General features: G+C 61.8%; 27 protein-coding genes. 2 read left to right on the top strand and 25 right to left on the bottom strand.

Annotated elements, in window-relative coordinates; translation table 11 throughout:
• Positions 1–17 precede the first annotated feature (17 nt).
• The 24 genes from H9Q16_RS03305 to fabD all read right to left on the bottom strand — a co-directional run bounded on the left by H9Q16_RS03305 (position 18) and on the right by fabD (position 20,544).
• Positions 18–311, bottom strand: coding sequence for a DUF7742 family protein (locus H9Q16_RS03305; RefSeq protein WP_191073933.1), 294 nt, complete (start codon positions 309–311; stop codon positions 18–20).
• Positions 311–4,243, bottom strand: a complete 3,933-nt coding sequence (locus H9Q16_RS03300; RefSeq protein WP_191073932.1) for a baseplate multidomain protein megatron — start codon at positions 4,241–4,243, stop codon at positions 311–313. The genes H9Q16_RS03305 and H9Q16_RS03300 overlap by 1 nt, the downstream gene beginning before the upstream one ends.
• On the bottom strand, positions 4,243–4,689 hold the full coding sequence (locus tag H9Q16_RS03295; RefSeq protein WP_191073931.1) for an NlpC/P60 family protein: 447 nt from the start codon (positions 4,687–4,689) through the stop codon (positions 4,243–4,245). The genes H9Q16_RS03300 and H9Q16_RS03295 overlap by 1 nt, the downstream gene beginning before the upstream one ends.
• Entirely contained in the window at positions 4,686–5,573 is an 888-nt protein-coding gene (locus tag H9Q16_RS03290; protein ID WP_191073930.1) for a DUF2163 domain-containing protein, read from the bottom strand. Before H9Q16_RS03290 ends, H9Q16_RS03295 begins: the two co-directional genes overlap by 4 nt.
• The gene (locus H9Q16_RS03285) at positions 5,573–6,208 is read right to left on the bottom strand and encodes a DUF2460 domain-containing protein (RefSeq protein ID WP_191073929.1); all 636 of its coding nucleotides are present in this window, start codon (positions 6,206–6,208) and stop codon (positions 5,573–5,575) included. The genes H9Q16_RS03290 and H9Q16_RS03285 overlap by 1 nt, the downstream gene beginning before the upstream one ends.
• Before the next feature lie 13 nt (positions 6,209–6,221).
• Entirely contained in the window at positions 6,222–6,881 is a 660-nt protein-coding gene (locus H9Q16_RS03280; RefSeq protein ID WP_191073928.1) for a phage tail tape measure protein, read from the bottom strand.
• Positions 6,874–7,086, bottom strand: coding sequence for a rcc01693 family protein (locus tag H9Q16_RS03275; protein WP_343067774.1), 213 nt, complete (start codon positions 7,084–7,086; stop codon positions 6,874–6,876). The genes H9Q16_RS03280 and H9Q16_RS03275 overlap by 8 nt, the downstream gene beginning before the upstream one ends.
• Entirely contained in the window at positions 7,083–7,397 is a 315-nt protein-coding gene (locus H9Q16_RS03270; protein WP_191073927.1) for a gene transfer agent family protein, read from the bottom strand. The genes H9Q16_RS03275 and H9Q16_RS03270 overlap by 4 nt, the downstream gene beginning before the upstream one ends.
• Before the next feature lies 1 nt (position 7,398).
• Entirely contained in the window at positions 7,399–7,821 is a 423-nt protein-coding gene (locus tag H9Q16_RS03265; RefSeq protein ID WP_191073926.1) for a phage major tail protein, TP901-1 family, read from the bottom strand.
• Positions 7,822–7,855: 34 nt separating this feature from the next.
• On the bottom strand, positions 7,856–8,272 hold the full coding sequence (locus H9Q16_RS03260) for a DUF3168 domain-containing protein (protein ID WP_191073925.1): 417 nt from the start codon (positions 8,270–8,272) through the stop codon (positions 7,856–7,858).
• Entirely contained in the window at positions 8,269–8,607 is a 339-nt protein-coding gene (locus H9Q16_RS03255; RefSeq protein WP_191073924.1) for a head-tail adaptor protein, read from the bottom strand. The genes H9Q16_RS03260 and H9Q16_RS03255 overlap by 4 nt, the downstream gene beginning before the upstream one ends.
• Positions 8,604–9,203 carry a head-tail connector protein gene (locus H9Q16_RS03250; protein WP_191073923.1) on the bottom strand — a complete coding sequence of 200 codons (600 nt, stop codon included), beginning with the start codon at positions 9,201–9,203 and terminating at the stop codon, positions 8,604–8,606. The genes H9Q16_RS03255 and H9Q16_RS03250 overlap by 4 nt, the downstream gene beginning before the upstream one ends.
• A 171-nt stretch (positions 9,204–9,374) precedes the next feature.
• Positions 9,375–10,541 carry a phage major capsid protein gene (locus H9Q16_RS03245; RefSeq protein WP_191073922.1) on the bottom strand — a complete coding sequence of 389 codons (1,167 nt, stop codon included), beginning with the start codon at positions 10,539–10,541 and terminating at the stop codon, positions 9,375–9,377.
• Between the two features lie 35 nt (positions 10,542–10,576).
• A complete protein-coding gene (locus tag H9Q16_RS03240) occupies positions 10,577–11,197 on the bottom strand; it encodes an HK97 family phage prohead protease (protein ID WP_191073921.1) in 621 nt (206 codons plus the stop codon).
• A 28-nt stretch (positions 11,198–11,225) separates the two neighbouring features.
• Positions 11,226–11,450, bottom strand: a complete 225-nt coding sequence (locus H9Q16_RS03235) for a GTA head formation protein, RCAP_rcc01685 family (RefSeq protein WP_191073920.1) — start codon at positions 11,448–11,450, stop codon at positions 11,226–11,228.
• Positions 11,443–12,615, bottom strand: a complete 1,173-nt coding sequence (locus H9Q16_RS03230) for a phage portal protein (RefSeq protein WP_191073919.1) — start codon at positions 12,613–12,615, stop codon at positions 11,443–11,445. The genes H9Q16_RS03235 and H9Q16_RS03230 overlap by 8 nt, the downstream gene beginning before the upstream one ends.
• Before the next feature lie 154 nt (positions 12,616–12,769).
• On the bottom strand, positions 12,770–14,149 hold the full coding sequence (locus tag H9Q16_RS03225; RefSeq protein WP_484600466.1) for a DNA-packaging protein: 1,380 nt from the start codon (positions 14,147–14,149) through the stop codon (positions 12,770–12,772).
• A 433-nt stretch (positions 14,150–14,582) separates the two neighbouring features.
• Positions 14,583–15,767, bottom strand: coding sequence for an endolytic transglycosylase MltG (gene mltG, locus H9Q16_RS03220; RefSeq protein ID WP_191073918.1), 1,185 nt, complete (start codon positions 15,765–15,767; stop codon positions 14,583–14,585).
• Positions 15,767–17,026: a beta-ketoacyl-ACP synthase II gene (fabF, locus tag H9Q16_RS03215; protein ID WP_191073917.1), complete on the bottom strand. Its 1,260-nt coding sequence runs from the start codon at positions 17,024–17,026 to the stop codon at positions 15,767–15,769. The genes mltG and fabF overlap by 1 nt, the downstream gene beginning before the upstream one ends.
• A 101-nt stretch (positions 17,027–17,127) precedes the next feature.
• On the bottom strand, positions 17,128–17,661 hold the full coding sequence (locus H9Q16_RS03210; protein ID WP_191073916.1) for a GNAT family N-acetyltransferase: 534 nt from the start codon (positions 17,659–17,661) through the stop codon (positions 17,128–17,130).
• 180 nt (positions 17,662–17,841) lie between these two features.
• Positions 17,842–18,075 (bottom strand): acyl carrier protein, encoded by a 234-nt coding sequence (locus tag H9Q16_RS03205; RefSeq protein WP_025048350.1) that lies wholly within the window; start codon positions 18,073–18,075, stop codon positions 17,842–17,844.
• A 205-nt stretch (positions 18,076–18,280) separates the two neighbouring features.
• Positions 18,281–19,018, bottom strand: a complete 738-nt coding sequence (gene fabG / locus H9Q16_RS03200) for a 3-oxoacyl-ACP reductase FabG (protein WP_191073915.1) — start codon at positions 19,016–19,018, stop codon at positions 18,281–18,283.
• An 18-nt stretch (positions 19,019–19,036) separates the two neighbouring features.
• On the bottom strand, positions 19,037–19,612 hold the full coding sequence (locus H9Q16_RS03195) for an alpha/beta hydrolase (protein WP_191073914.1): 576 nt from the start codon (positions 19,610–19,612) through the stop codon (positions 19,037–19,039).
• Positions 19,612–20,544: an ACP S-malonyltransferase gene (gene fabD / locus H9Q16_RS03190; protein ID WP_191073913.1), complete on the bottom strand. Its 933-nt coding sequence runs from the start codon at positions 20,542–20,544 to the stop codon at positions 19,612–19,614. Before fabD ends, H9Q16_RS03195 begins: the two co-directional genes overlap by 1 nt.
• 144 nt (positions 20,545–20,688) lie before the next feature.
• On the opposite strand from fabD, the gene H9Q16_RS03185 reads away from it, so the two are divergent.
• Positions 20,689–21,888 (top strand): cytochrome b/b6 domain-containing protein, encoded by a 1,200-nt coding sequence (locus tag H9Q16_RS03185; protein ID WP_191073912.1) that lies wholly within the window; start codon positions 20,689–20,691, stop codon positions 21,886–21,888.
• 59 nt (positions 21,889–21,947) lie between these two features.
• On the opposite strand, the gene H9Q16_RS03180 is transcribed toward H9Q16_RS03185, so the two are convergent.
• Positions 21,948–22,541 carry a YceI family protein gene (locus tag H9Q16_RS03180; RefSeq protein ID WP_191073911.1) on the bottom strand — a complete coding sequence of 198 codons (594 nt, stop codon included), beginning with the start codon at positions 22,539–22,541 and terminating at the stop codon, positions 21,948–21,950.
• A gap of 302 nt (positions 22,542–22,843) precedes the next feature.
• On the opposite strand from H9Q16_RS03180, the gene H9Q16_RS03175 reads away from it, so the two are divergent.
• Entirely contained in the window at positions 22,844–24,238 is a 1,395-nt protein-coding gene (locus H9Q16_RS03175) for an MATE family efflux transporter (RefSeq protein ID WP_191073910.1), read from the top strand.
• Positions 24,239–24,250 lie beyond the last annotated feature (12 nt).

Genomic DNA, 24,250 nt, shown 5'->3' with positions numbered 1-24,250 from the left:
ACGCCTGTAAGCTGACCTTACAAGGCCTGACACCGACGATGTGCCATCAGCTGGGTCAGAACCATTTCGAAGGCGCTGCAATAAGCCCAGTCATCAAAGGTGGGCTCCGGCGCCAGCATGTACTGCCGCGCTGCAGCCAAAAGGGTCCCATTGCCCCACAACGGATGCGGCTTGCCCAATCGCCGGGTAAATCTGTCTGCCCAATCCGCTTCCCGCAAGATCCGCCCGCACAGGGCCCCGCGGCGCGCTGCAGGCACCGCCAGCAGGGCACGGGCGGCTGTGACGACATCGCTGTGTCGCACTGACCGCATCAGAAGTGGTACCCTAGGGTCGCAAAAGGCCCAGCGCCAAAACTGGCCGATACCTGCGCCACCGCAAAGGTCACCGTCTCCGGTGTGCCATCCGCTGCGCGCGCGCTCGCCTCATAGCGCCAGTGAGGGGCATTCACACTGGTCTCGCGCAGGATTTCGCTGCCCACCATCACCCGCACCAGATAGTGCTCGCTTTCCTCTCCAAGCGGCACGTCGAGCCCGTCCCAGGCATCGCCGTCACGGCGCGTCCGCCTGACCCACTGCAGATCAACCGAGCCATTCGGCAGCGGATTCGCCTGAACCTGGCAGGGGCTATAAGGCCGCAACCCGATGCCATCAAATGCGCGTGTCAGGTGCCGGTAAGAGGGGTCATCATATCCCCGTCGGGCCGGTCCGATACGGTAATTCTGTGCAACACGGCGCAAGTTCGGGCTTTGGGTGATTTGCGACGGTGTGCCGTCCAACAATACGAAAACCGATCCGGCAGGCCAGGCCGCCGGCATGACCCCATCTGTTCCGGCCTGTCCCCGCAGCCGCGTGCGCAGCCAATACGTCCCCGGTGCCACAAGCTCCGCCTCGGCAAACTGAAACACTTCCCAGATATCTGACGCCCCGTCTCCGATCGCTGCCAGATTGGCACCGCTCAATAATGCCTCTTCGGTTACTGACGACAGGGCTCCGCTGATGATCTTGACCTCCAGCGCTGCGCCCCGATCCCAGACGCCAGCGCTGGCTGCAGTCATCGCATTCTGCGTGCGCCCTACGATGGATGGCCGGGGCAGGATCGTATTCAGCGCATAATTCTCGTCGGTACTGGATTGATACACCGCCACCGCTCCCGGCCATGGCGCCGCTGTTGCAGCGATATAGGGCGCATGCGGCACCTCATCCCCCCGAAGCAGAGGCAGATCCAGAAAGAATGGCACCACCGGCACCGGGGGCACAAAGGGGCGCAGGCTGGCCAGATCTTCCTCAATATCAGCCGGTTCAAAGACTTCCGGCTCGATCCGCACGGCCTCGATCAGTTGCAGCTCGGTCTGCTCAACCCGGTCAATGCGATATCGGCCCGGGCCCTCATTGCCCTCGCCCGGTACCTCGATCACATCGCCCGCGCCCAACGCCAGCCGCGATGGCGGCAGGGCCAGCCGGATACGTTCACGCGACACCCGCGCCTCTGTCAGCCAGCGTTCCACCACCTGTCGCCCTTCGGCGCGCGTCAGCGCCATGTTCAGTTCCGAGGCCGACACCGCATGGGTCGCCTCATCGGCCAACACCGCTTCTTCAGCAATGGTGTCAAAATTGCCATCGGCCTGCACAAACCGCAGCCGCACCCGGCCAGAGATTTCCGCGTCGGCCTCACGTACCTGCTCGGTGACCCCATCCAGATCACCACTGATTGCGAATGTTTCAGGATCCAGAACCGTCTCCTCCTGCCCGTCCCGCATCCGAAACTGCAACACGCCATCCCGCTCAATCGCGTCGAACCCATACCGGATCATCAGCGGCTGCAGTGCCGCGCGCGCATCCGTGACCTGCTCCACAGCATAGCCGCGCACATAGCCATAAAGACCTTCCGTGCTGAATGCCTCCAATCCGGCCCGCCGGCAAATCTCGCCCACGACTGACGCCAAGGGCCGCGCCGATGTGCGCCCGTTAACCCAATGCCCGCGCCCATAGTTCGCACCATCATTCCAAAGATCGTGGTTGTTCGGAAACGCCGGAAAGGGTCGCACATCCCAGGCCCAGACAAAGGCCCGCGCCATATCCAGCATACGACCCCCGTATTCAGGTGACACCGGGTTGTTGGCCGGATCATTCCAGTATTCTGCCATCGCGCGCAGATACTGCATCTGCATCAGATCATCCCGCGCACCTGTCGAATACCGCGGCAGCGCACTTTCAGAGCTCTTTACATCCAGAAACTTGTTCGGCTGATTGGTCCCCTTATCGATCGCCGCACAGCCGTATTCCGTGAACCAGATCGGCTTGGACTCAGGCACCCAATCCGTTGGCGCAGCCTGTCGCACACCGTTGATCCGCTCATGATGCGCATTTGCCCACCAGTTGCGAATGTCCTTGTAGCGGTAGATCCACGGCTCGTCATGCGCGCCATCGGTAATCTCGGTGCGGATCTGCGCCGCCCGCGCGTCGACAGAATGGTAATACCAGTCATAGCCCTCTCCGCCTTCGATATTGGACTTGAGGTACGCAAGATCATAGATCGCATCATGGCTTTCGCCATCAATGTGGCCGTCTTCCTCACGCCAATCCGACAAAGGCATATAGTTGTCGATCCCGATGAAATCGACATTCTCATCCGCCCAAAGCGGATCAAGATGGAAATAGCGATCGCCGCTGCCGTCCTGCGGCTGATAGCCAAAATACTCCGACCAATCAGCGGCATAGCTGATTTTCGTTCCCGGCCCGACCAGTGCGCGCACCTGGGCGGCAAGCCCGCGAAGCCGCGCCACCGCAACAAAGCCGCCCCCGGCACCCCTGATCTGGGTCAGACCGCGCATTTCTGAGCTGATGCAAAAGCTGTCGACCCCCCCCGCCGCAGCACACAGGGCCGCGTAATGCAGAATGAACCGCGACAGGCTCCATTCCTGCGGGCCGGTATAGGCCACCTCACCCGCACCCACAGCGAAATCCGTCGCCACGACCGTGCCAAAAAAGGCATCAACTTCGGCGTCGGCTGCCGCCGTGCCATCCGGGCTGCCCGGACGGCCCGGTGCCTCAGACAGCGTCATGCGCCCGCGCCATGGCAAATGCGGCTGTGTGTCCGCATCGCTGTAAGGATCCGCAAGGTCATTGCCCTCAAGCTGGTCCATCAGGATGAAGGGATAGAACATCACCGCCGTGCCAGCAGCATGCATGGCCTCAATGGCCTCGATCACCGATTGATCCGTCGGCGTACCCCCATAGATGGGCCGCTCATCCTGCCTGACAATCACTTCGGCCTGCCCGCGCGCAATCCCCGCGACCTGCCAGGGCATGTTCTCGCCCTCGATCACCGCGTCCTCGACCTTGGGGCGTACCGTGCATTCGCCACATCGCAGATCATCACCAAACCACGACACCACCAGCGAGGCGGCCTTGAGGTTCTGCATTTCCTCGTTCATCGCCTCCAGTGAGACCGTGAAATCGGATTGCCCGGTGGGCGTGTTGACATTGGCACTCCACCGCGCGTCCTGACCGGGTTCGACGTAAGTAACTGGCGTGGTAGCAAGGCTGTATTCACCCGTACCGGGGATCAGCGCGACGCCTTCAATCCCAAATGCCGGCATGGCCTCGCGTCCAGCGACCTGCGGCTGCTCAGGCCGCATCACTTCGAAGGAAAACTGCGGCACTCGGTTGCCAAAACGCTCAAGCGACAGGTTTTCCATCACCACATAGGCGGTGCCGCGATAGGCAGGCACCTGGCCCACGCCCTCAATGGCTTCCATCGTCGGGTCGGGCTGCTGGAACGGGGTGCCATTATAGACCCTGAGGTTCAGATCATTGGGCGCGATCTCTTCCCCGTCCGCCCAGATCCGCCCAACCGAGGTAATCTCACCCTCACACAACGCAATCGCAAGCGACACAGCATAGCTGTACTCGGTCGTCTCAGGCGTTGGCCTACTGCCCTTTCCGCCGCCCGAGACCGTCACGCTTTCCTGAAAGTCAGACGCCCAGATCACCTGACCACCCAGCCGCATCCGGCCATACAGCTGCGCGATCGCTTCGCCTTCGCCGGCACGGGTCAGCCGAAACCGATCGACCTTGCCGGTCTCGACCGCCTGTCCGCCCTGCCCCAGCAAACGTTGATCGACCATACGCCCCAGCGTGGCCCCAACCGCGCGTCCAATGGCGACCGACGACAGGCCCGCCAGCGTGCCCCCGACAGTGCCGCCAACAGCGGCACCCGCTGCAGATAGAAGTACTGTAGCCATCAGGAAGTCTCCTCGGGAAATTCAAATCTGGCGACGATCCGTCGCCGCCAGGGGGCGCTCAGCGGGCTCTCAACCACGCCGTGACGCACGTAGGCATGTATGAAACTGGCCGTGGGCCCCACCCGAGCTTGCACGCCCAGATGCTTGGCCACACCACCCTGCCGCATCCGAATCAGGATCACATCACCTGGGGCCTCATCCTGTACCGTCTTGGCCTTCAGATGCCGCGCTGCAGCCGCCCACAGCCGCTCGTCGCCCTGCGGTTCTGACCAATCCACCGTGTAGGCAGGCACCACTTCAGGCTCTTGCCCCTTCAGGTCTCGCCAAAGACCGCGCACCAAACCAAGGCAATCACACCCCGCGCCCTTTGCAGCCGCCTGATGCACATACGGCGTCCCAATCCAGCCCCGTGCGGCGCTGACAATACGCCCACCTTGCCCGCTCATCGCAGCGACCCGCCCGAATTCGTCCCGGTCGAACGGGGCACCGCAACGACCCAGTCTTCCCCCGGCAAATCCGGGAAACCCTGAAAGTTCAGAATATTGTTGAACTTCAACCGACAGGTCTCCAGCCGCTTGTCGCATCCTGCCACCAGCCGAACAGAGGTGCCCAATGGAACCGCTCCGCGAATGGGCTCCCAAAGCTCGACAGTGCGCTGACTTCCGTCCAACCGGTCATGCTTGATCATCGACCAAAGGCCCGCGGCAGCCCCGTCAAGCACCTCAAGCCGGCCTCTGGTGAACCACCCGGCCTCGAACCCCGGCAAATCATCCCACACGAAAGTCCGACCGTCGGTCTGGACCTCGACACTTTGCGTGCTGGCATAGCCTGCTGTGCCCAGATCAAACCGGCACTGACCATCCCCCAGAACAGCTGTGCAGGGTTTTTGATAGGCGCGGCCCTGCGGCTGGTTCAACGCCTCTGTCAGCCCTCGTAGCTCGGCCTTGAAGGCACCCCCACTGCGCGACATTTCTCCGATAGAGCCACGGAACTGCATCCAGCGCTGATCCACATCGGCCCAGTTCACCAGCCAGGCAATCACCTCGGCCCCGTCAAAGCGCCCCTGCTCAATCTCGTCCTCGCGCAGCGACGCATCGCTCAGCGCGCCCAGCGCCTCGGTGTTGTCGACCGAAAGCCCGGTGGTCTGCGCCAGCGCCTTGGCGCCAAGGCCGCTGTCAGCCGCAAACGTCACGCCCTCGAACGTCAGATCAACATCATGATCGGTAAAGGCAAAGCGTACCCCGTCTGTGCGGTTGATCTGCCAGGCATGCGCCAGCGTCGTGTGACCCGTGGCCAGATGCGCCTCAAGCGCTGCATTGAACCCGGCCATCAAATGCGCACCTCGATCACGGGCACATCGGGTACCTGACCGGCCTGAAAACTCGCGACAGATGTCAGGATCCGGTCCGTATCGAAGCGCACCGGCACATCAAACTCAAACCCGGCCTTGATCTCCAAACCCTCATCAGGCGGTTCCGCAAAGGTGACGATGCCACGGGTCACATCCACCTCGTACTCAATCCCCTCTCGGTACTCAGTCTGCTCAACGCCGACGCGCACTGTCCCGGCCACGGGTTTCATAATCGGCCGCTGATACGTCTGATCCCCGGACCGATAATTTTTGACGATCTGAAAAGCGTCCGTCACGCCATCACCAATCGCGATGCTCTGGTCCTCAAATGCCACCTCGGCCGACGCCAGACCAGATTTGTAATCCGACCAATCTTTCCAGCGAAACGCATACATCTGCCCCATCCGCGCCTCGAAGAACCCGATCAGTTGCTGCAAATCATCAATCGACCGCATCCCCAGCCCCGCATCATAGACGCGCCGCGAATGCGCCCAGGGCGTGTTGCGCTCTTCAAATCCATTGGCCAGCGTGACCACGTCCGTTCGCCTCTGTGGCCCGCCAATGGACCCAAAGCTAAGTGTCGTGGGGAATCTGATCTCGTGAAATGCGGTCATGTCTGTTCCTGCCTTATCGATTGCGGTTGCCGGAGGAGAGCGCGCGGCTCATCTGAGCGGCGATCTGGCTCTGAGAGCGCTGGAACCCGCGCACATCCGGCGTGCTGATATTCATCACGACGGTGGGCGCGCGCTGCATCTCGCCACGTACGCCCAACTTGCCATCCGGACCCCGCGCCAGCGGCATGATCGCCTCTGGCCCGGCCTCACCCATGACGCCGGTACCACCGCGCATGGGAAAGGTCGTGGCACTGCTGACAACCCCGCCTTGCGCAAAGGGGGTGACTTTGCCTTGGCTGAACGGCGCGCCGTTCGCGAAGGGCAAAATACCTTGTACGATGTTGCCCACCCCCTGGCTGATCAGACCACCAAAGTGATCCGTGACAGGGCGCATCGCGGCGTTGTAGGTCGTATTGACCAGCGACTGCGCCACTGTCCGCATCGCATCCGACAGTTTCAGCCCATCGAAAACCACACCGTCAAATGCCTTGCGCAACCCACGGCTCAACCCTTTTTCAAGCGTCGCCACATCCTTGTTGGTTGCCGCAAGCGACGTTTTCATGCGCCGCAATTCGCTGTCGAACCCCGACACCAAAACGCTGGTCTGTGCCAGCGTGGCATTCAGGCCCTCAGCATGGCTCTCAAGACCGCCGTCATCCGCAAAATCACTCATCTGTCGTGTCCTTTCCCGCATCTGGATAGGCGTTCATCAACGCCTCCAACCCGTCCCTGAGCAGCGGTGCGCGACCGCTGCCCGCACCCAGCATCAGCTGAAGCTCTGCCGGTGACAGCGCCCAGAACTGGTCCGGCGCCAACTTCAGCCCCTGCAAACCCGCCCGCATCAGTGCGGGCCAATCCAAACCGCCACCGTGGCTCACGACGGCACCACAAAGGCGCGGGCCAGCAACTCTGCAGCCGCCTTTGCCGCCGCCATGGGCCCACCTTCGAAATCACCGCTTTGCAGGCGTTCGGGATCAATCACATGCCCGCCGCCCCGCAATCCCGCGTTCAACAGCGCCAGTACATCGCGGGTAGAGAACCGGTTGCTTTCGAACCGTTCGACCAGGGCCAGCAATGACGACTCGCCCAGATCCTCCTCCAGCTCGGCCAACGCGCCCAACGTCAGGCGCGCGGCAAGGCGCTCTCCGTCGATGACAACGGCCACATCTCCCCTCCACGGATTGGCCATCCTAAGCCACTGCCGCCGGGGTGAAATCAAGGCTGCCGGCTGACATCAGGCTCAGCTCATAGGTGGCTTCACCATTCAGCGATCCGCCGTATTCCAGCCCGGTGACCTGAAATGGCCCCTCGACCACCCCAAAATCGGGAATGACGATCTGAAAGTCCGGCGTCTCACCGTCAAAAAACAACTGGCGCGCACGCTCATCTGTACCTTCATCGCGAAACACACCCGACCCGCTGATTGCTGCTGACCGCACACCGGCCCCCACCAGCAACTCGCGCCAGCCGCCTTCGCTATCCAGCGAGGTCACGTCGACCGTCTCCGCATTGAAGCTCACGCGCGTGGCGCGCAGCCCTGCAATGGTCTCGAACTGGCCATCGCTTGTCATATCCACTTTGACCAAAAGGTCCTTGCCTGCTTGAACAGCCATCTGTCGTCTCCTGAGTTAAATCCGTTGATCCGCGTTAGGCGGCAGTGTCATCGACACGCGCGCGAAACCGCAGATCGATCTGTCGTGTGGCCCCGCCGTTGGTCCGTTTCGCCGTCGCCCGCTCAAAACGCAGCGCGACCAGCGATCCGCGCGTCAGGGACAGATCGGCATCGTGCAGCACATCGCTCACCTGGCCGGCAATCGCCTTTGCACCGGAAAAACCTGGATCGCTGGTGATCACGGAAACGGTGAAACGATGCATCGCCCCCGATGCACTCAGATCAGAAGCATCCGTGACCGTTTCACTGCCCAGCAGAACATAACGGGCAGGCACCGTGCCCGAAGGCACCGCGTCAAAGACGTCCCCACCCACAAGCGCCGCCAAAGCGGCATCCGCCGACAGCGCCGCGTAAACGGCGGCCTGCAAGGGTCCCGAAAGCGCAAATGTCATACCGCCACCTCTTCTTTTGCAAAGCAGGTCAGATATTTGGCCTGCGGGTCCCGCTCGGTGACCGCTTCGATGGTGAAAATCCGGGTGCCATCACGGAACCGCTGCTGCGGCATCGGGCGCTCTGGCGTGCCCCATGGGGCACCGCGCACCACGATCTTGCAGGTGACACGGCTGACCGCCGCACCACTGCGCCCGATCTCGCGGCCACTGCGCACGGTGATCTCACCCCACAGCGTCCCCAGCGCGATCCAGTCGCGGGCATATCCCCCGGCCCCGTCACTTGCATGTACAGGCGCCTCCAGGATCAAGGCCCGGTTGAGATTGGGCGCGTTCATGTGCCCGCCCCAAAACCGATACGCACGCCCTTGAACCGCTCGATCAGGCTGCTCACGCCAAAAGGCATGCAGCCATCACTGAGGCCGGTGTCGTTGCGGTATTCATAGTAATGCGCGGCCAGCATCAGCACCGCTTGTTGCAAATCCGCAGGCAGGTCGGCCCAATCGGCCCCGAAACCGGCGTCAAACTCAACGGTCACGGAACCCGCCTTGGGGATCGCAGGCAACACCGCCCCGGAGGCCCGCAGCGCAGGGCGCTGCGCATCCGCTTCCAGCCAATACGCATCCGCCGCCACATCCGTCTGGCTGCCGTCACCGGCCACAATCGCGACGCGGGTGATGCCCGACACCGGCGCCACCGGCAACCGCTGGGCCGCACGGTCGCGCCAATAGGTCAGCGTCCAGCTAAAGGCCCGCGCAATCAATACCTTGCCCGTGCGCGCCTCGATGGCAGCGATGGCCGCGCGCAGAAAAGACCGCACAACGGCGTCCTGCACGTCCTCCTGACCAAAGCCACTGCCCAACCGCAAATGCGCCTTGAACGCATCCACAGGCAACGCCGCGTCCGGAACAGAGGTTTCTTCGATCAACATCATGAGACGTCTCCAAAATTCTAGGCCCTCCCAAGGGTGGGTCATAAGACCCGGACGCGCGCCAGCCTGTACCGCCCGGTCGGAGGGGAGCAGCTAGACAGTTCAGACCTATGGTTGGTCACGCGCCCGGACCGGGGCCAAGTTGCCCCGGCCCCGGCTATCGACGGGGCGGATTTACGCCGCGCCGAATTTCATCAGTTTGATCGCCGCAAAATCGCTCACGTCACCGCCCACACGTTTGGTGGCGTAAAACAGCACATGCGGTTTGGCGCTGAAGGGATCACGCAGGATGCGCAGATCGGGGCGCTCGGCAATCGTGTAGCCGGCGTTGAAGTCACCAAAAGCGATCGACATGGAATCAGACGCCGGATCAGGCATATCCTCGGCCACAACCACCGGATAACCCAACAGCTGCGCAGGCTCGCCCGCATGTAGACCATCTGACCACAGGAACCGGCCATCGCCGTCCTTGAGCTTGCGCACCAGCGCCACAGTCTTGGAGTTCATCACAAACGTCGCATTGGCGCGGTACTGCGCGGCCAGCGCATAGACCAGATCAATCACCGCTTCAGCGGCAACATCCCCGTCCTGGGTGCTGGGCACATAGCCCAGATTACCCCAGGCCCAGACGTCATTATCCACCGATGCGTGGTTCAAAAAGCCCTTGGGCTTGTCCACACCATCGCCATTGATAAACGCGGTCGCCTCGGCCCGCGCGAACTTGTCGGCGATCCGGCCCGCCAGCCAGCCTTCGATGTCAAACGCGCTGTCATCCAGCAAACGCTGCGACGCCTTGGGCAAGGCCGACAATTCATTCAGCGCAATGGTGATGCGATCAATCTGCGGCGTATCGGTCTCAGCCGTCGCATCTGTCTCGGTCGCCCAGCCCGCGCCGACGTCGGTATGGTCCACCAGCACGTCATATGACGTCGCCTCAACCGTGACCACGGACGCGATGGACCGGATCGAGGGCGCTGCCTTCAGCACCGATTGCACCTGCGCAGAGGTCTGCGGATCCACCAGGTATCCGCCATCGGAATTCACCGCCGTAGACAGCGATTTGCCCTCCAGCTCAAGCCCGCGCAGGGCATCGTCATCCCCGTTGCGCAGATAGGCATTGAACGCCTTTTGGTGGGGGGCCACGGTATCCATGGCACCGCCAAGGGGGGTGCGCACAGGCGTCGTCATCTTGCGATCCAGCATGGTCATTCGCTCTTCCGTTTGTTGAAGTTTGGTCTCAATTTCTGCCTGAAAGCCCTTGAAGTCAGTGACAAATCCCGTCACCGCCGCGCGGACTTCCTCTGCCGGGGAGGTCGCACCCCGATCTTCACTCTTGCTCATCACATGTCCTCAATGTGTCTCATGCAGCCCGCGGTTCATCCGCGCGCCATCTCAGCGCGCGCGCCCTCAAAGGCCGCCGCCATCTCGCGCAGCACGTCCCCAATCGCGACAACGTCACTCTTGGATCCCACCCGCGCACTGGGCAGCATCGGAAAGGTCACCAGCGACACCTCCCAAAGCTCCAGCTCTGACAACAGCCGCTGGCCCTTGTCGTTTTTCGTGGCCTTGATGGTGCGATAGCCGATGGACAGCCCATCAATGGCGCCCGCCCCGATCAATGCCGCCGCCTCGCGGCCTTTCTCGACCTGAGACAGAATGCGCCCCTTGACCCAAAGACCCTTGTCGTCCTCGCGCACCTCATCCCAGATCCCGATGGGCTGGGCGGGGTCATGCTGCCACAGCATCTTGATGCTGCGCCCGGCATCCGCGACGGCCTTCAAGGATGCGCCATACGCCCCGCGCTGAACCACGTCACCACCCTGATCCACATCGCCGAACAGGCTGGCATAGCCGCTGATCTGCATCCCTTCCGTGGTGTCGGCATCAACCTCGATGGCCTCACCAAAGCGGGCGAACTTGCGCTCCAAACCCGTGGTGGCATCAGACAAATCTCTATTGGTCCCCGACGCTTGGCCGAGATCATTGATGTTGTTCATCACGACAACTCCTTTGAATTTTGCAGCGCTAGGGTGTCACCACCAGAAAACTCTGTATCGCCTGCGCCAGGATCATGGCGGCAACGCCGTAAACGCTCAGCCACAGACGCTTTTCCAACCGCTCCATCATCTGCTCGATCCGCTCCAGACGGCGCAGCATGTTCTCGTGATGGATCGCGCTGATCCTCTCATGCGCCTGCAATTTCAGACCTGGCGCACACAGAAACTTCTCGTAGGCCGCGACATCACTCATCCGCAGCCACCGGTGGCAGCCCCAGCAAACTGCGCTTCTCCGCATCCGTCAGGAAATCGGCCCGCGCCACACGCGCCCACTGTCCATCGCGTTCCGCCGCAAGGGCTGTGACCTGATCCAGATCCGGCTTGATCTCCACCGCAGCACCCGCATCAAACGCCGACAACCAGTGCGCAAGGGCCGCCGTTACCCGCGTCGCCAGAGGCAGCACCGTCAGACGGTAAAATGCGCGATGTGCCTCCTGATAGTTGGCATAGGTCGCGTCCCCCTGTACCCCGATCAGCATCGGCGGCACCCCAAAGGCCAGCGCAACCTCGCGCGCGGCAGATTCCTTGGTCTTCTGGAACTCCATGTCCGAGGGCGAGAAACCCATCGGCTTCCAGTCCAGCCCGCCTTCCAGCAGCATCGGTCGCCCGGCATTGCGCGCGCCCTGATGATGACTCTCCATCTCGGAAACCAATCGGTCATACTGATCCTCGCTCAGCTTGGCCTGCCCCTCGGACCCTTTGTAGACAATCGCCCCCGATGGCCGCGCGGCATTGTCCAAAAGCGCCTTGGACCACCGCGATGCGCTGTTATGCACGTCCATCGCCATGGCAGCAGCCTGCAACGGGCTGAACCCGTAATGATCATCCTGCGGATGGAAATTTCTGATATGGCAGATCGGCGCGGCATCCGTCGCGGCAAACCGGTGCTTGCGCCCGCCCACCGCATATTCGAACGCCACCGGCCAGCCATCCGCCCCCGGCACCACCGACATCCGGTCAGAGCGCAGCACGTGCAACTCAACCGGCAGCCCCGCGTCACCGCCCACAGCCTCGACATACCCGTTCCCGCTCAGCAGCAGCTGCGCATAAAGCGCCTCCAGCAACTCGGCCCGTCCTTGGGCACCATTCGGGCGGCTCAGCAGCGCCATCAGCGGATGCGTGTCATAGCGCGCTGTGGCATCCTGTGCCACCAGCGGCAACGCCGCCGCGGCCTCCGCAATCAGCTTGACCGCGCGAAACACCACCGGATTGCCGCAAAAGCCGACCTTGGTCAGGCTCACGGTATCGCGCGGGCTCCAGGCCACACGGCCAGACGTCTGATAGGCCACCACCGGCCCCGTGGCCGAGGCCTTCTGCTCAGGCTGATGGCCCCCGCGTCGCAGAAAATCAAATGCCATGTGTGTCGCTCCTCAATCTTGCGTCCGGTGTCCAAGAGGCCGTCCCTGACCCGCTCCAACCGGCGCAAAAACAATCTCTCATTTATGCCTTAAGGTCGCGACACCAGACCGTGCGCCCCAGGCGCAACACCCACGCGCAAGGCCCCACAGCGCCTTAGAGCCCGCGCACAGCAGGCGCGCGCCACTTCACCGACGGTTCAATGATCAGCTCGTGCAGGGCCCAGACCAGCGCATCAACCCGGTCCGGGCTGCCACCGCCCTCGAACCCTTGCGCCGTCATCCGGCACATCTGGTCCTCCAGCGCATCAAGCCCCGCCACGTGCCGCACCCGCCCCTGCTCATAAAGGGCGGCCACAGGCTCGGCCCGCGCCACTTTCCCGCGCGAGGCATGGACGGATTTGATCGGCACCAATGGGTCCACGCCGCGCAGGACCTCGGCCACCATCTGCCCGCCCTGATTGACCTCGGCAATCAGCCGGTCACCGCCATAGTGTTCCATCGCACGGATCGCGGCCCGGGCCCATTGGTGGGGCGTGGCACCCTGTACCGTGCAATCGGCCAGCACCACCGCGCGCCAGTCCTGCACTGGCCCGCGCGTCTGCGCGCCCACAACGACAATCCCGCATTCATCCGACCCCGCCCCATTGGTCGTCGCCGGATCCAGCCCCACAACGATGCGGTCAAAGTCGGGCAGCTTCGTGATCCGCGCCGCCTCAAGTGCCGCCATCGTCCACAGCGCGCCTTCGGCTTCCGCCAACAGCACCCCATCCAATTCCTGCCGTCCCAGCCGCGATCCCTGATACCGCGCCCGCACCTCTTGCAGAAAGGAGCTGGCAAGATTGGCGGCATTTGCCTCAGTCGGCGCATGCGTCGTCACGGTCGAGGGCGAGGCAAGCAATTTGCGCAGCACCGGCACATTGCGCGGTGTCGTGGTCACGCAGACCTGCGGCTGCGCGCCAAGCCTCAGGGCAAACTGCAACTGATCCCAGGTTTCCTGCCCCTTCTTCCACTTGGCCAGCTCATCCACCCAGGCCGCGTCAAACTGTGGCCCGCGCAGGCTTTCGGGGTCATGCGCCGTGTGAATGGTCGCGATTGCCCCGTTCGGCCAGACCAGTCGCTTTCTGGACGCCTCCCATGTGGGCCGCCTGTCAGGCGGCGAACACGCCAGAATGCCGCTATCGCCAAAGATCATCACCTCGCGCACCTGCTCGACGGTTTCACCGACCAGCGCGACCCGCTTGCAGGCACCCGGATCCAGCGGCAGATCCCCTTCGACGCGCGCGCGCACCCATTCCGCACCGGCCCGCGTCTTGCCGGCACCACGTCCGCCCATCACGACCCACGCGCGCCAGTTCCCCTCGGGGGGCAATTGATGCAGCATGGCCCAGAATTCGAACAGATAAGGGAGAGCCAGCAGCTCTCCCTCATCCAGCTCATTCAGAAACTTCTCCTGGCGCGCCGCATCGCCTGAGCCGATCCAGCTTGCACCCAATCTCAGTCCGGAGTCGCCCCATATCGAGGGCATATCCGCCATGGGCGATGCCTGCCTGCTTGCTCCTGCTTTCATTCAATCTGGTCTCCGCATTTGCACAGGCGATGACGGCCTTGTTGAGCTCGCCCAACAATGTCGCGACTGCCTTGCTGTCAATGTCCCCCCCGGTCTTGGCCTTGTCCTTCAAGGCCTCGATATCGTGTCGCAAATCCTTGATTGTATCCACCAGGGACCTGACCAGGTCCTGCTGGTACGTGATGTCCGCGTCCGGGGCCTTAAATGTCATGTTCTCCGTCTTACCTCTCGCTTGGTTCCCCCAACCGAGCGGACAGAAAAGGTGGCCACCGGCAAAACGCCGGGGCCGCCGCCCATGTCCTCTAGCATTCATTGGAATTTACAGGGGATGCCTGAACATATCCCCACGCCAAAGCACGCTCAGAAAACGCGCCGCGCAACACAAGGCGTCTATGCGGGGTTAGTTGCCACCCGTAGAGGCATTGCCAGCGGCTTCAGAGCCGCGCTCGGCCTCGATCTGACGCCAACGTGCGACGTTCTGGTTATGCGCATCCAGCGTCTCTGCAAAGGCGTGTCCGCCCGTCCCATCCGCTACGAAAAAGATGTAATCCGTCTCTTCAGGTTGCGCTGCCGCCAGCAGACTGGCGCGCCCGGGGTTGGCAATGGGCGTGGGGGGCAAGGCCGGAATAACATAAGTATTCCAAGGGGTTTCGCGCCGCAACTCAGACCGCCGCAGCCCGCGTCCCAAAACACCCTCGCCCTGCGTGATCCCGTAAATCACCGTTGGGTCCGTCTGCAGGCGCATGCCCTGATTAAGGCGGTTCACGAACACGCTGGCCACCTGCCCGCGTTCCTCTGCCACCCCGGTTTCCTTTTCGATGATGGACGCAAGGATCACCAGATCCTCTGGTGTCTCAATCGGAATGCCGGGATCACGCGATTCCCAGGCCGCAGCAACCAGCACATCCTGTGCATCAGCCATCTGGGCCAGCAATTCTTCGCGGCTGTCGCCCGGCCGCACCTCATAGCTGTCCGGCGCAAGCGTCCCTTCGGCAGGCACACCCGCAATCTCGCCGTCCAGAACCTCAACCGCTTTAAGGCCTTCGACAATTTGCCAACTGGTCACGCCTTCCGCCAAAGCGATCCGAAACCGCGTATCGCCCTTGGCTTTGGTATCTTCATAGAGCGCCGGAACCTCGTCTTCAGCAGGCGTGAACTGCGCCCGCTCGACAAACCGCCCCGTGCCGGGATCAAGTTCGCGCACTTGCACCGAAATCCGGTTGACCCCAATCCGGTACACAACTTCCGTCCCGCACGTGCTCGCACCGCCCTTGGTCACGACATCAACGATGCCTTCCATCGATGTGCCCGGCTGCACCAGAAAGCTCCCTGCCTTCAACTGTCCCGCCTTGTCCGTGTAATCCGCCCCGATCCGAAAAATCGCCGCAGAACTCACCGCGCCCTGCTCTTCCAGATCCTGCGACACATCTCGGATATTCGATCCCCGTTCAACCTGCAGGCAGATCGGCTCAGCCAACGGGCCTTCGGCCGTGTACTGCCCCTTGCCCCACAGGATCACCCCACCGGCCAGAAACAAGCCGACCAGCAGGAAAGACACTGCGTTAGACGCAATATGTCGCCACATCAGCTGACTTTCCCGAAGATAACGCTGGCATTTGTGCCGCCAAATCCAAACGAATTGGACAGGGCCACATCCACCTTCCGCTCAACTTTCTTGTTGGGCGCAAGATCAATTTTGGTCTCCACGGCAGGGTTTTCCAGATTGATGGTTGGCGGGGCGACCTGATCGCGGATTGCCAGGATCGAAAAGATTGCTTCGATCGCACCCGCCGCACCCAGCAAATGCCCCGTTGCCGATTTGGTCGATGACATGGTCACATTTGCCGCGTGATCCCCCATCAACCGCTCGACCGCGCCCAATTCGATCACATCGGCCATGGTCGATGTGCCATGCGCATTGATGTAATCCACATCCGACGGCTCCAACCCGGCCCCCTTCAGGGCCGCGCGCATCGACCGCTCACCGCCTTCGCCATCCTCGGACGGTGCCGTGATGTGATAGGCATCTCCCGACAATCCGTAGCCCAGAACCTCGGCGTAAATCTTGGCACCACGCGCCTTGGCGTGCTCGTACTCCTCAAGCACCACAATGCCGGCACCCTCGCCCATGACAAACCCGTCGCGGTCCGCGTCATAAGGACGGCTGGCCTCTTGGGGCGTGTCTTCGCGCTTGGTGCTCAGCGCCTTGCAGGCGTTGAAACCCGCAATGCCAATCTCGCAGATCGCGGCTTCTGCGCCGCCGGCGATCATTACATCCGCGTCGCCATGCTGGATCAGCCGACTGGCATCCCCGATCGCGTGCGCACCTGTCGAACAGGCGGTTACGACCGAATGGTTCGGTCCCTTGAAGCCATAGCGTATGGACACCTGCCCCGAAATCAGATTGATCAACGCACCCGGCACAAAGAACGGGCTGACGCGCCGCGGGCCTTTTTCGTGCATCATGATCGCGGTGTTCGCGATAGAATTCAGCCCGCCAATACCCGACCCAATCAAAACACCTGTGCGCTCAAGGCTCTCGGTATCGTCAGGCATCCATCCTGCATCTTCAACAGCCTGTTGGGCCGCAGCCATGCCGAACATAATGAAGGTATCGACCTTGCGCTGCTCCTTGGGCTCCATGTAGGCGTCCGCATTGAATGTCCCGTCGCTGCCATCGCCGCGTGGCACTTCGCAAGCGTACTTCGTGGTCACCCGCGACGCATCAAACTGCGTGATTGGGCCCGCACCCGATTGGCCGTCCAGAATTCGGCTCCAGCTGGCCTCGACCCCGTCTGCCAGGGGAGTTACCAAACCCAATCCCGTGATTACCACTCTGCGCATGTCCAAGCCCCTTGGTCTTTTGTCCCTTTATCAGGCCTATACCTTGGCCACGCCCCTCTGTTCAAGGGCGCAGGTATCATCGGTTTGCGCCCCCTCACGGGCTACTGCGGCGGACCTTTTCGGGACAGCAACTGCACAACCTCACCTTCGACCTCGACGTCACGCAACGGGGCATACCCAAGGTTCTGCGCAATCCTGAGCGACCCGTGGTTGTCAGGCGTGATCATGCAGACTGTGCGGCCCGGCACCACGCGGTCAAACCAGTCATGCGCGGCACTCGCGGCCTCCAGCCCCAGACCCTGGCCTTGCGCCGACGGGTCCAGCACCCATCCGGCTTCGGGAAACGGATCAAAATCCTCGCCCAGTCCACGCGATCCAAAGAAAAAGCCCGTCTGCCCGGCCATCGTCTGCTCGCCGCGCACCTGAATCGCCCATTGGCCAAACCCAACGATCTGCCAATGACCTGCGTTGCGCAAAAACGCATCCCAGGACCGGGCCTTGGGCCAAGGCTTGCCGGAAATGTGGGTCACGACCTGCGGCTTGGCCCAGATCTCAGCAAACCGGCTGAAATCCTCGGACCGCATCGCACGCAAGGTGGTACGGGGGGTGTTGATGGTCGGGATGGTGCGCGACATTCTATGGTCGTCTTTCACGCTCTGGTAGTATGCTCTGCACACACCATTGCGCGACAGGCCGGGTCGAAACAAGCCCTTCAATCGGATTTTAAACAGAAAACGGCGTCATTCCGCTTTGGAACAACGCCGTTTCAGAAAATTACCGCCGATCGCCCCACAGGGGCCACGGCAACCGGATGATCAGGAAGCTTCTTTGATGAACTTCACCGCATCGCCGAACGTCTGGATGTTTTCAGCCGCATCATCGGGGATTTCGATGCCGAACTCTTCTTCGAACGCCATCACCAGTTCAACGGTATCAAGGCTGTCTGCGCCAAGATCGTCGATGAACGACGCATTCTCGGTCACTTTGTCCTCTTCTACACCCAGGTGCTCCACAACGATTTTCTTCACGCGGTCTGCGACGTCGCTCATAATACTTCCTCATGTCTTCGGACCCGCAAAGGTCCCTATTTTCAGTACCGCCCACCGATGATCGGCAGTTGGAGGTTGCCTCAACCGGAGGCGGCTCTTTCCCTTGTTCGCACAAGGATCAGGGGGCAATCAAGCACCCTTTTGGTCGAATCTGCGCCCCCTTTAGCATAAGACGCATTGCACGCAAATCTAATTGCGCGGCACGCTACAACATGGCCATACCGCCATTCACATGCAAGGTTGTGCCCGTCAAATAGCCCGCTTCGGCACTGGCCAGAAACACGACAGAGGCCGCAATTTCTGCAGGCGTGCCCATGCGCCCGGCAGGAATTTGTCCCATGATTCCAGACTTTTGGTCGTCATTCAGCTTGTCGGTCATCGCCGTTTCAATGAAGCCTGGCGCGACCGCATTCACTGTGATGCCGCGGCTGGCCACCTCATAGGCCAGGGACTTGGACATGCCCACCATTCCGGCCTTTGACGCCGCATAGTTCGCCTGACCGGGATTTCCCGTCGCCCCCACGATGCTCGAGATGTTGATGATCCGCCCCCAGCGCGCTTTCATCATGCCGCGCATCACGCCCTTGCACAGCTTGAATGTCGACGTGAGGTTCACAGCCAGCACCGAATTCCATTCTTCATCGCTCATCCGCATGAACAGATTATCCCGCGTGATGCCGGCGTTATTGACCAGAATATCAACCGATCCCATCGCTTCCGCCGCCTGCTTGGGCAGCGCATCAACCGCCTCCGGATCACTCAGGTTACACGGGAGCACATGCGCGCGGTCGCCCAATTCTGCCTTCAGCGCCTCAAGCGGCTCGGTCCGGGTGCCGGACAACCCTACGGTTGCGCCCTGCGCATGCAATTGGCGTGCAATTTCGGCCCCAATGCCACCGGATGCCCCGGTCACCAACGCATTTTTCCCTGTCAGATCAAACATATTCCAGTCCTTGTTCAGTCAATTTCGGATCGGCTCGGTCAACAAACCATACCGCGCAATCTCAGCTTGCGTCATCTCATGTATCCCGCTCGACGGTGCCGCCTGCAAGCTAAACCAATAGAAGGCCGCACTGCCCAGCATATCGCGTGTATAAGCCACGTTGCCCCGATGCTCGCGTGCGTCACGCGGATAGGCGGCCCCTTCGCCAAACCCATCCGCCCAGGAATGAACGCCAATCACCGCGCCCCGTGCCATGCTGCGCCGGTTTCCCGCCAGAAACAGATCCACCGCACCGGAATAAATCTCGCTTTGCGCCGTCAAGTGGGTGTTCAATCCGGCATTGCGCAGCGCATATCCCATCCGGGTGACGGCCTCGTCATCCAGCGACCCAGGCATATATGTCTGCACAATTGTCGTGATCTGCGGGTTTTCCGCCAATAGGCGTTCAAACGTCGCTGGCGTGCGCGATGTGATCTCACCCCCCATCAGCAACCTCTGCCCCTGCACGTCAAACGTCGCACGGTCCACCGCATTGTCCGCAATAGCACAGGACATCAGCGCCAGCAGGCCGCCCAGAAGAAGGAAAAGCCGCATCAGGCCTCTTTGATCGCGGCAATATCGCCCGGCGCGCCCACATTGCGCACCACAGCGTCGCGGTGAATGCGCCGGATCATCCCAGACAGCGCCTTGCCTGCCCCGATCTCCCAGAATTCTGTCACCCCCTGCGCCACCATCCATTCAACCGAGCTTTTCCAGCGCACCCGACCGGTGACCTGCTGCACCAGCAAGTCGCGGATCTTATCGCCATCCTGCACCGCCTCTGCCAGAACATTGGCCACAACCGGCACCTGTGGGTCGGCAATCTCGACCTCTGCCAGCGCCTTGGCCATCTCATCGGCAGCGGGCGCCATCAACGCACAATGGAACGGGGCCGAGACGGGCAGCAGCAAGGCCCGTTTCGCCCCGGCCGCCTTGGCCAGATCAACAGCACGCTCCACCGCCGCCTTGGTCCCGGAAACCACATTCTGCGCGGGATCGTTTTCATTGGCGACCTGACAGACCTCGCCCTGTGCGGCCTCTTCGGCAACCGCGTCGGCCTGCGCCACATCCAGCCCCAGCAAGGCCGCCATCGCCCCTTGCCCGACAGGCACCGCCGACTGCATCGCCAATCCTCTCGTGCGCAACAACCGCGCCGCATCCGTCACTGAAAACGCACCCGCCGCACACAGCGCCGCATATTCGCCCAGCGAATGCCCCGCCACAAAAGACGCGCGGTCCATGCCGATCCCTTCAGCCTCCAATGCCCGAAACGCCGCCATAGACGTCGCCATCAACGCAGGCTGCGCGTTCTGCGTCAGCGTCAATTCTTCGATCTCACCCTCCCAGATCGTCGCTGACAGCTTTTCACCCAGCGCGTCGTCGACCTCGTCAAAAACGGCGCGCGCCGCCGGATAGGCATCTGCCAGTTCCTTACCCATGCCAATGGTCTGGGCGCCCTGCCCGGGAAATACGAATGCGATGCTCATGAAGCCCCCCGATGTGTTGTTTTCCAAGGACTATCGCGTCCCCGAGAGGCAAACAAGTCTGCACACCGCCTGTGCACCACCCGCCATTGCCCCCGGGCAGCTACGGCATAAGTTGGCACAGACCACCAAGAAGGAGCAGCACACATGGCCCTCACCAATACCCGCCAACGCTATGGCGGCGTCACCAAGACCTTTCACTGGCTGATGGCGCTGCTCATCCTGACGCTGATCCCCCTGGGTTGGTACGCAGGCCAACTGCCCTATGAAACCTCGGCAGAGCTGGCCCGCAAGGCCCAGCTCTATTCCCTGCACAAGACGCTTGGCGTCACGGCGTTCTTTGTGGCCCTCGCCCGCATCGGCTGGGCACTCTCACAACCCAAACCCGGCCTGCTGAACGCCGATCACAAGGTCGAAAGCTTTGCCGCTGAAATGATGCACTGGCTGCTCTATGGCGCGCTGGTGATCCTGCCCCTGTCCGGGTGGATATCCCATGCCGCCGCCGAAGGTTTCGCCCCCATCCTCTGGCCCTTTGGTCAAGGTTTGCCTCTCGTGCCCAAAAGCCCTCAGGTCGAACACTTCTTTGCTGCAATCCACTGGGTTTCCGCCCGCCTGCTCATCCTCGCGCTTCTGCTGCACTTTGCAGGCGCGATCAAGCACCACATCATTGACCGTGACGCGACGCTGCGCCGAATGTTGCCCGGCGAGGCCGTCGTCGGCCCCCTGCCGTCGCAGTCCCACAGCGCCGCGCCACTGGTGACCGCAGCCGCGCTCTGGCTTGCTGCGATCGCAACCGGCGCCACCTTCGCCCTGCAAGAGGCCAAGACCCATGCCCCCCAAGCCGACGCCTTGGCCGAAGTCACCTCCGACTGGCAGGTTCAGGACGGCACAATCGAAATCACCGTCACCCAGTTTGGCAACAGCGTCACCGGCAGCTTCTCAGACTGGACTGCCCAGATCACATTCGACGAAACGACCACGGACAGAAAGAAAGGGGACGTCGTCGCGACCATCTCCATCCCCTCCCTGACCCTTGGTTCGGTCACCCAGCAGGCCCTCGGCGCGGATTTCTTTGACGCGACCAACCACCCGACGGCGACCTTCGCCGCCGACCTGATGGCGGCAAGCGACGGGTACGAGGCCACGGGAACGCTCACTATCAAGGGCACCGCTGTGCCAGTCAGCATGCCGTTTGCGCTGGCCATTACAGACGACAGCGCGGAGATGCGTGGCGCGCTGACCCTTGACAGGCGTAGCTTTCAGATCGGTGCCAACATGGCCGATGAACAGAACCTCGGCTTTGCCGTGGACGTGCTGATCACGCTGACCGCCAACCGCGCGCCATAAGAAAGGCCGCCTGCGCATCTGCGCGGGCGGCCTCATCGGTCCGGGGATCGGGTCGGCGCTTAGTCCGCCTTCATCGCTTCGATGGAAATCATGACCTCAACTTCGTCGCTGACAAAGGGCGCGAACATGCCCAGATCGAAATCCGACCGCAGCAGGGTTGTCGTGGCATCAAAGCCCGCCCAGGGCTTGCCAGCCTGCGGATGATCGCCCGCCTTGTTCAGCGTCGCATCCAGCGTCACCGATTTGGTCACATCATTCATGCTCAGATCGCCGGTGATCTTCGCTGTGTCATCGCCTGTCACCTCGATCGCGGTGGAGGTAAAGGTGATCATGTCACCCTCTTGTGCGCCAAAGAAATCATCCGACATGAAATGCCCCTCGCGCTGCTCCCAGCCTGTGAACATCGACATCACGGGCATCGAGACGTTTACCGAAGACGCAGCGGGGTTTTCAGCGTCAAAAGTGATCTCACCTTCGAAACCCGAGAACATGCCATAGGTGGTCGAAAACCCAAGGTGATCATAGCTGAACACGACCTGGCTGTGGCTGGCATCAAGGACATAATTACCGCTTGCCTGATTAGTGGTGTCATCTGACGCCATGGCACCTGTCGCACCAAGGGTCAAAGCTGCTGCGAAAAAGATCGATTTCATTGTGTGTGCTCCGTTGTTTCAAGATCGCTCAAATGTGGGACTTCCTTGCCTGTGCGCAATTCACCACGCCTCCACAGTCTCTGCGCGTAAATGAACAGACGGATCACGGACGCGCAGGCGCCGCACATTTGGCTTGCGGTGTAGGCAGACGCGCAGTACTCAGGCGCAAGGTTCCGGCCGCCTGCCGCTCGCAGACATTTGTCACGGTGAAGGTCGCGCACACCCAACGACCTCACATGCACATCGCAGGTCGGCAAAGCGAGCGCCTCCCCCCATGCGATCTAGCTTGCGAGGACCGACAGATGGCACACACCCCTGCCAATACCTTTACCCATGGGCCACTTGGCCTGATTTTTGCAAAAACCGCGTTGCCGATCATCTTTGTGATGGGCATGAACGGCCTGCTCACAGTCGTCGATGCGATCTTTCTCGGCCGCTACGTCGGCCCCGATGCACTTGGGGCCGTCACCCTGATCTTTCCGCTCTACATGGTCATCGTGGCGCTGGCGACACTGGTGTCAAACGGCATGTCCAGCATTCTGGCCCGCCACCTGGGGGCCAATGACCATACCGCCGCCGCCCGTGTCTTTGTCGGCGCCCACGGCATGGCTCTGCTGATGAGCGGCGTGCTCATCGCAGGCTACCTCGTCTTTGGTCGCAGCGTGACGCTGGCGCTGGCCTCGGGTTCCGAGCCCCTTGCCGAAATGGGCCAGGTCTATCTCGCGATCACCGCATTCATGGCCCCGCTCGCGTTCATTCTCGCCGTGAACTCCGATGCGCTGCGCAACGAAGGGCACGTGGGCTTCATGGCGGCGATGAGCTTGCTCGTCTCGCTCTCTAATATCGGCTTCAACTATCTGCTCATTGCCATAATGGGCCTCGGCGTTGCGGGCTCGGCATGGGGCACCGCACTTGCTCAACTGCTGGCACTCAGCATTATCATCGGCTTTCGCATCACGCGCAAAGCCACCCTGCAGCCCTCCATGCTTCTTGCGCATGACTGGCGGGCGAACTGGACACGTATCCTCGCCCTTGGTGCCCCCCAAAGCCTCAGCTTCATCGGCATCGCCCTCAGTTCAGCGGCGGTGATTGTTGCGCTGCAAATGGTCAATACGCCCAAATACGAGTCCACCGTTGCCGCCTTCGGCATCATGACACGGGTCATGACGTTCGTGTTCCTGCCACTGCTCGGGCTGACACATGCCATGCAATCCATCGTCGGCAACAACTTTGGCGCACAGGCGTGGGACCGATCCGATCAAAGTCTGCGGATCGGCATCTGGATCGCGCTTGTCTACTGCACGCTGATGCAGCTGGCCTTTGTCATGCTGCCGGAACCCATCGCGCGGCTCTTTGTGTCTGATCCCGGCGTGATCGCTGAATTTGCCCGCATCCTGCCGGTCAACTCGGCGATGCTGTGGCTCGCAGGCCCCCTGATCGTGATTGCGACCTATTTTCAGGCCATCGGCAACGCCACGCGGGCCGCCCTGCTGGGCCTGACCAAATCCTACGCCTTCGGATTGCCGCTTATCTTCCTTTTGCCGCTGATCTGGGGCGAATGGGGCATCTGGTATGCAGGCCCCCTGGCCGAGGTGCTGATGGCCCTGCTCACGGCCATCGTGCTCTATCAAACCGTGTCGGGGCTGGGCCTGCGCCGTGGGCTCTTTACAGCGCCATCGGGGCCACAGACCGCCTGAGGCAGAAAGCAG

Origin of the sequence: Sulfitobacter aestuariivivens (assembly GCF_014763045.1) — a bacterium.
Classification (GTDB): Bacteria; Pseudomonadota; Alphaproteobacteria; order Rhodobacterales; family Rhodobacteraceae; genus Sulfitobacter; species Sulfitobacter aestuariivivens.
This window is presented reverse-complemented; position numbering and strand designations above follow the sequence as displayed.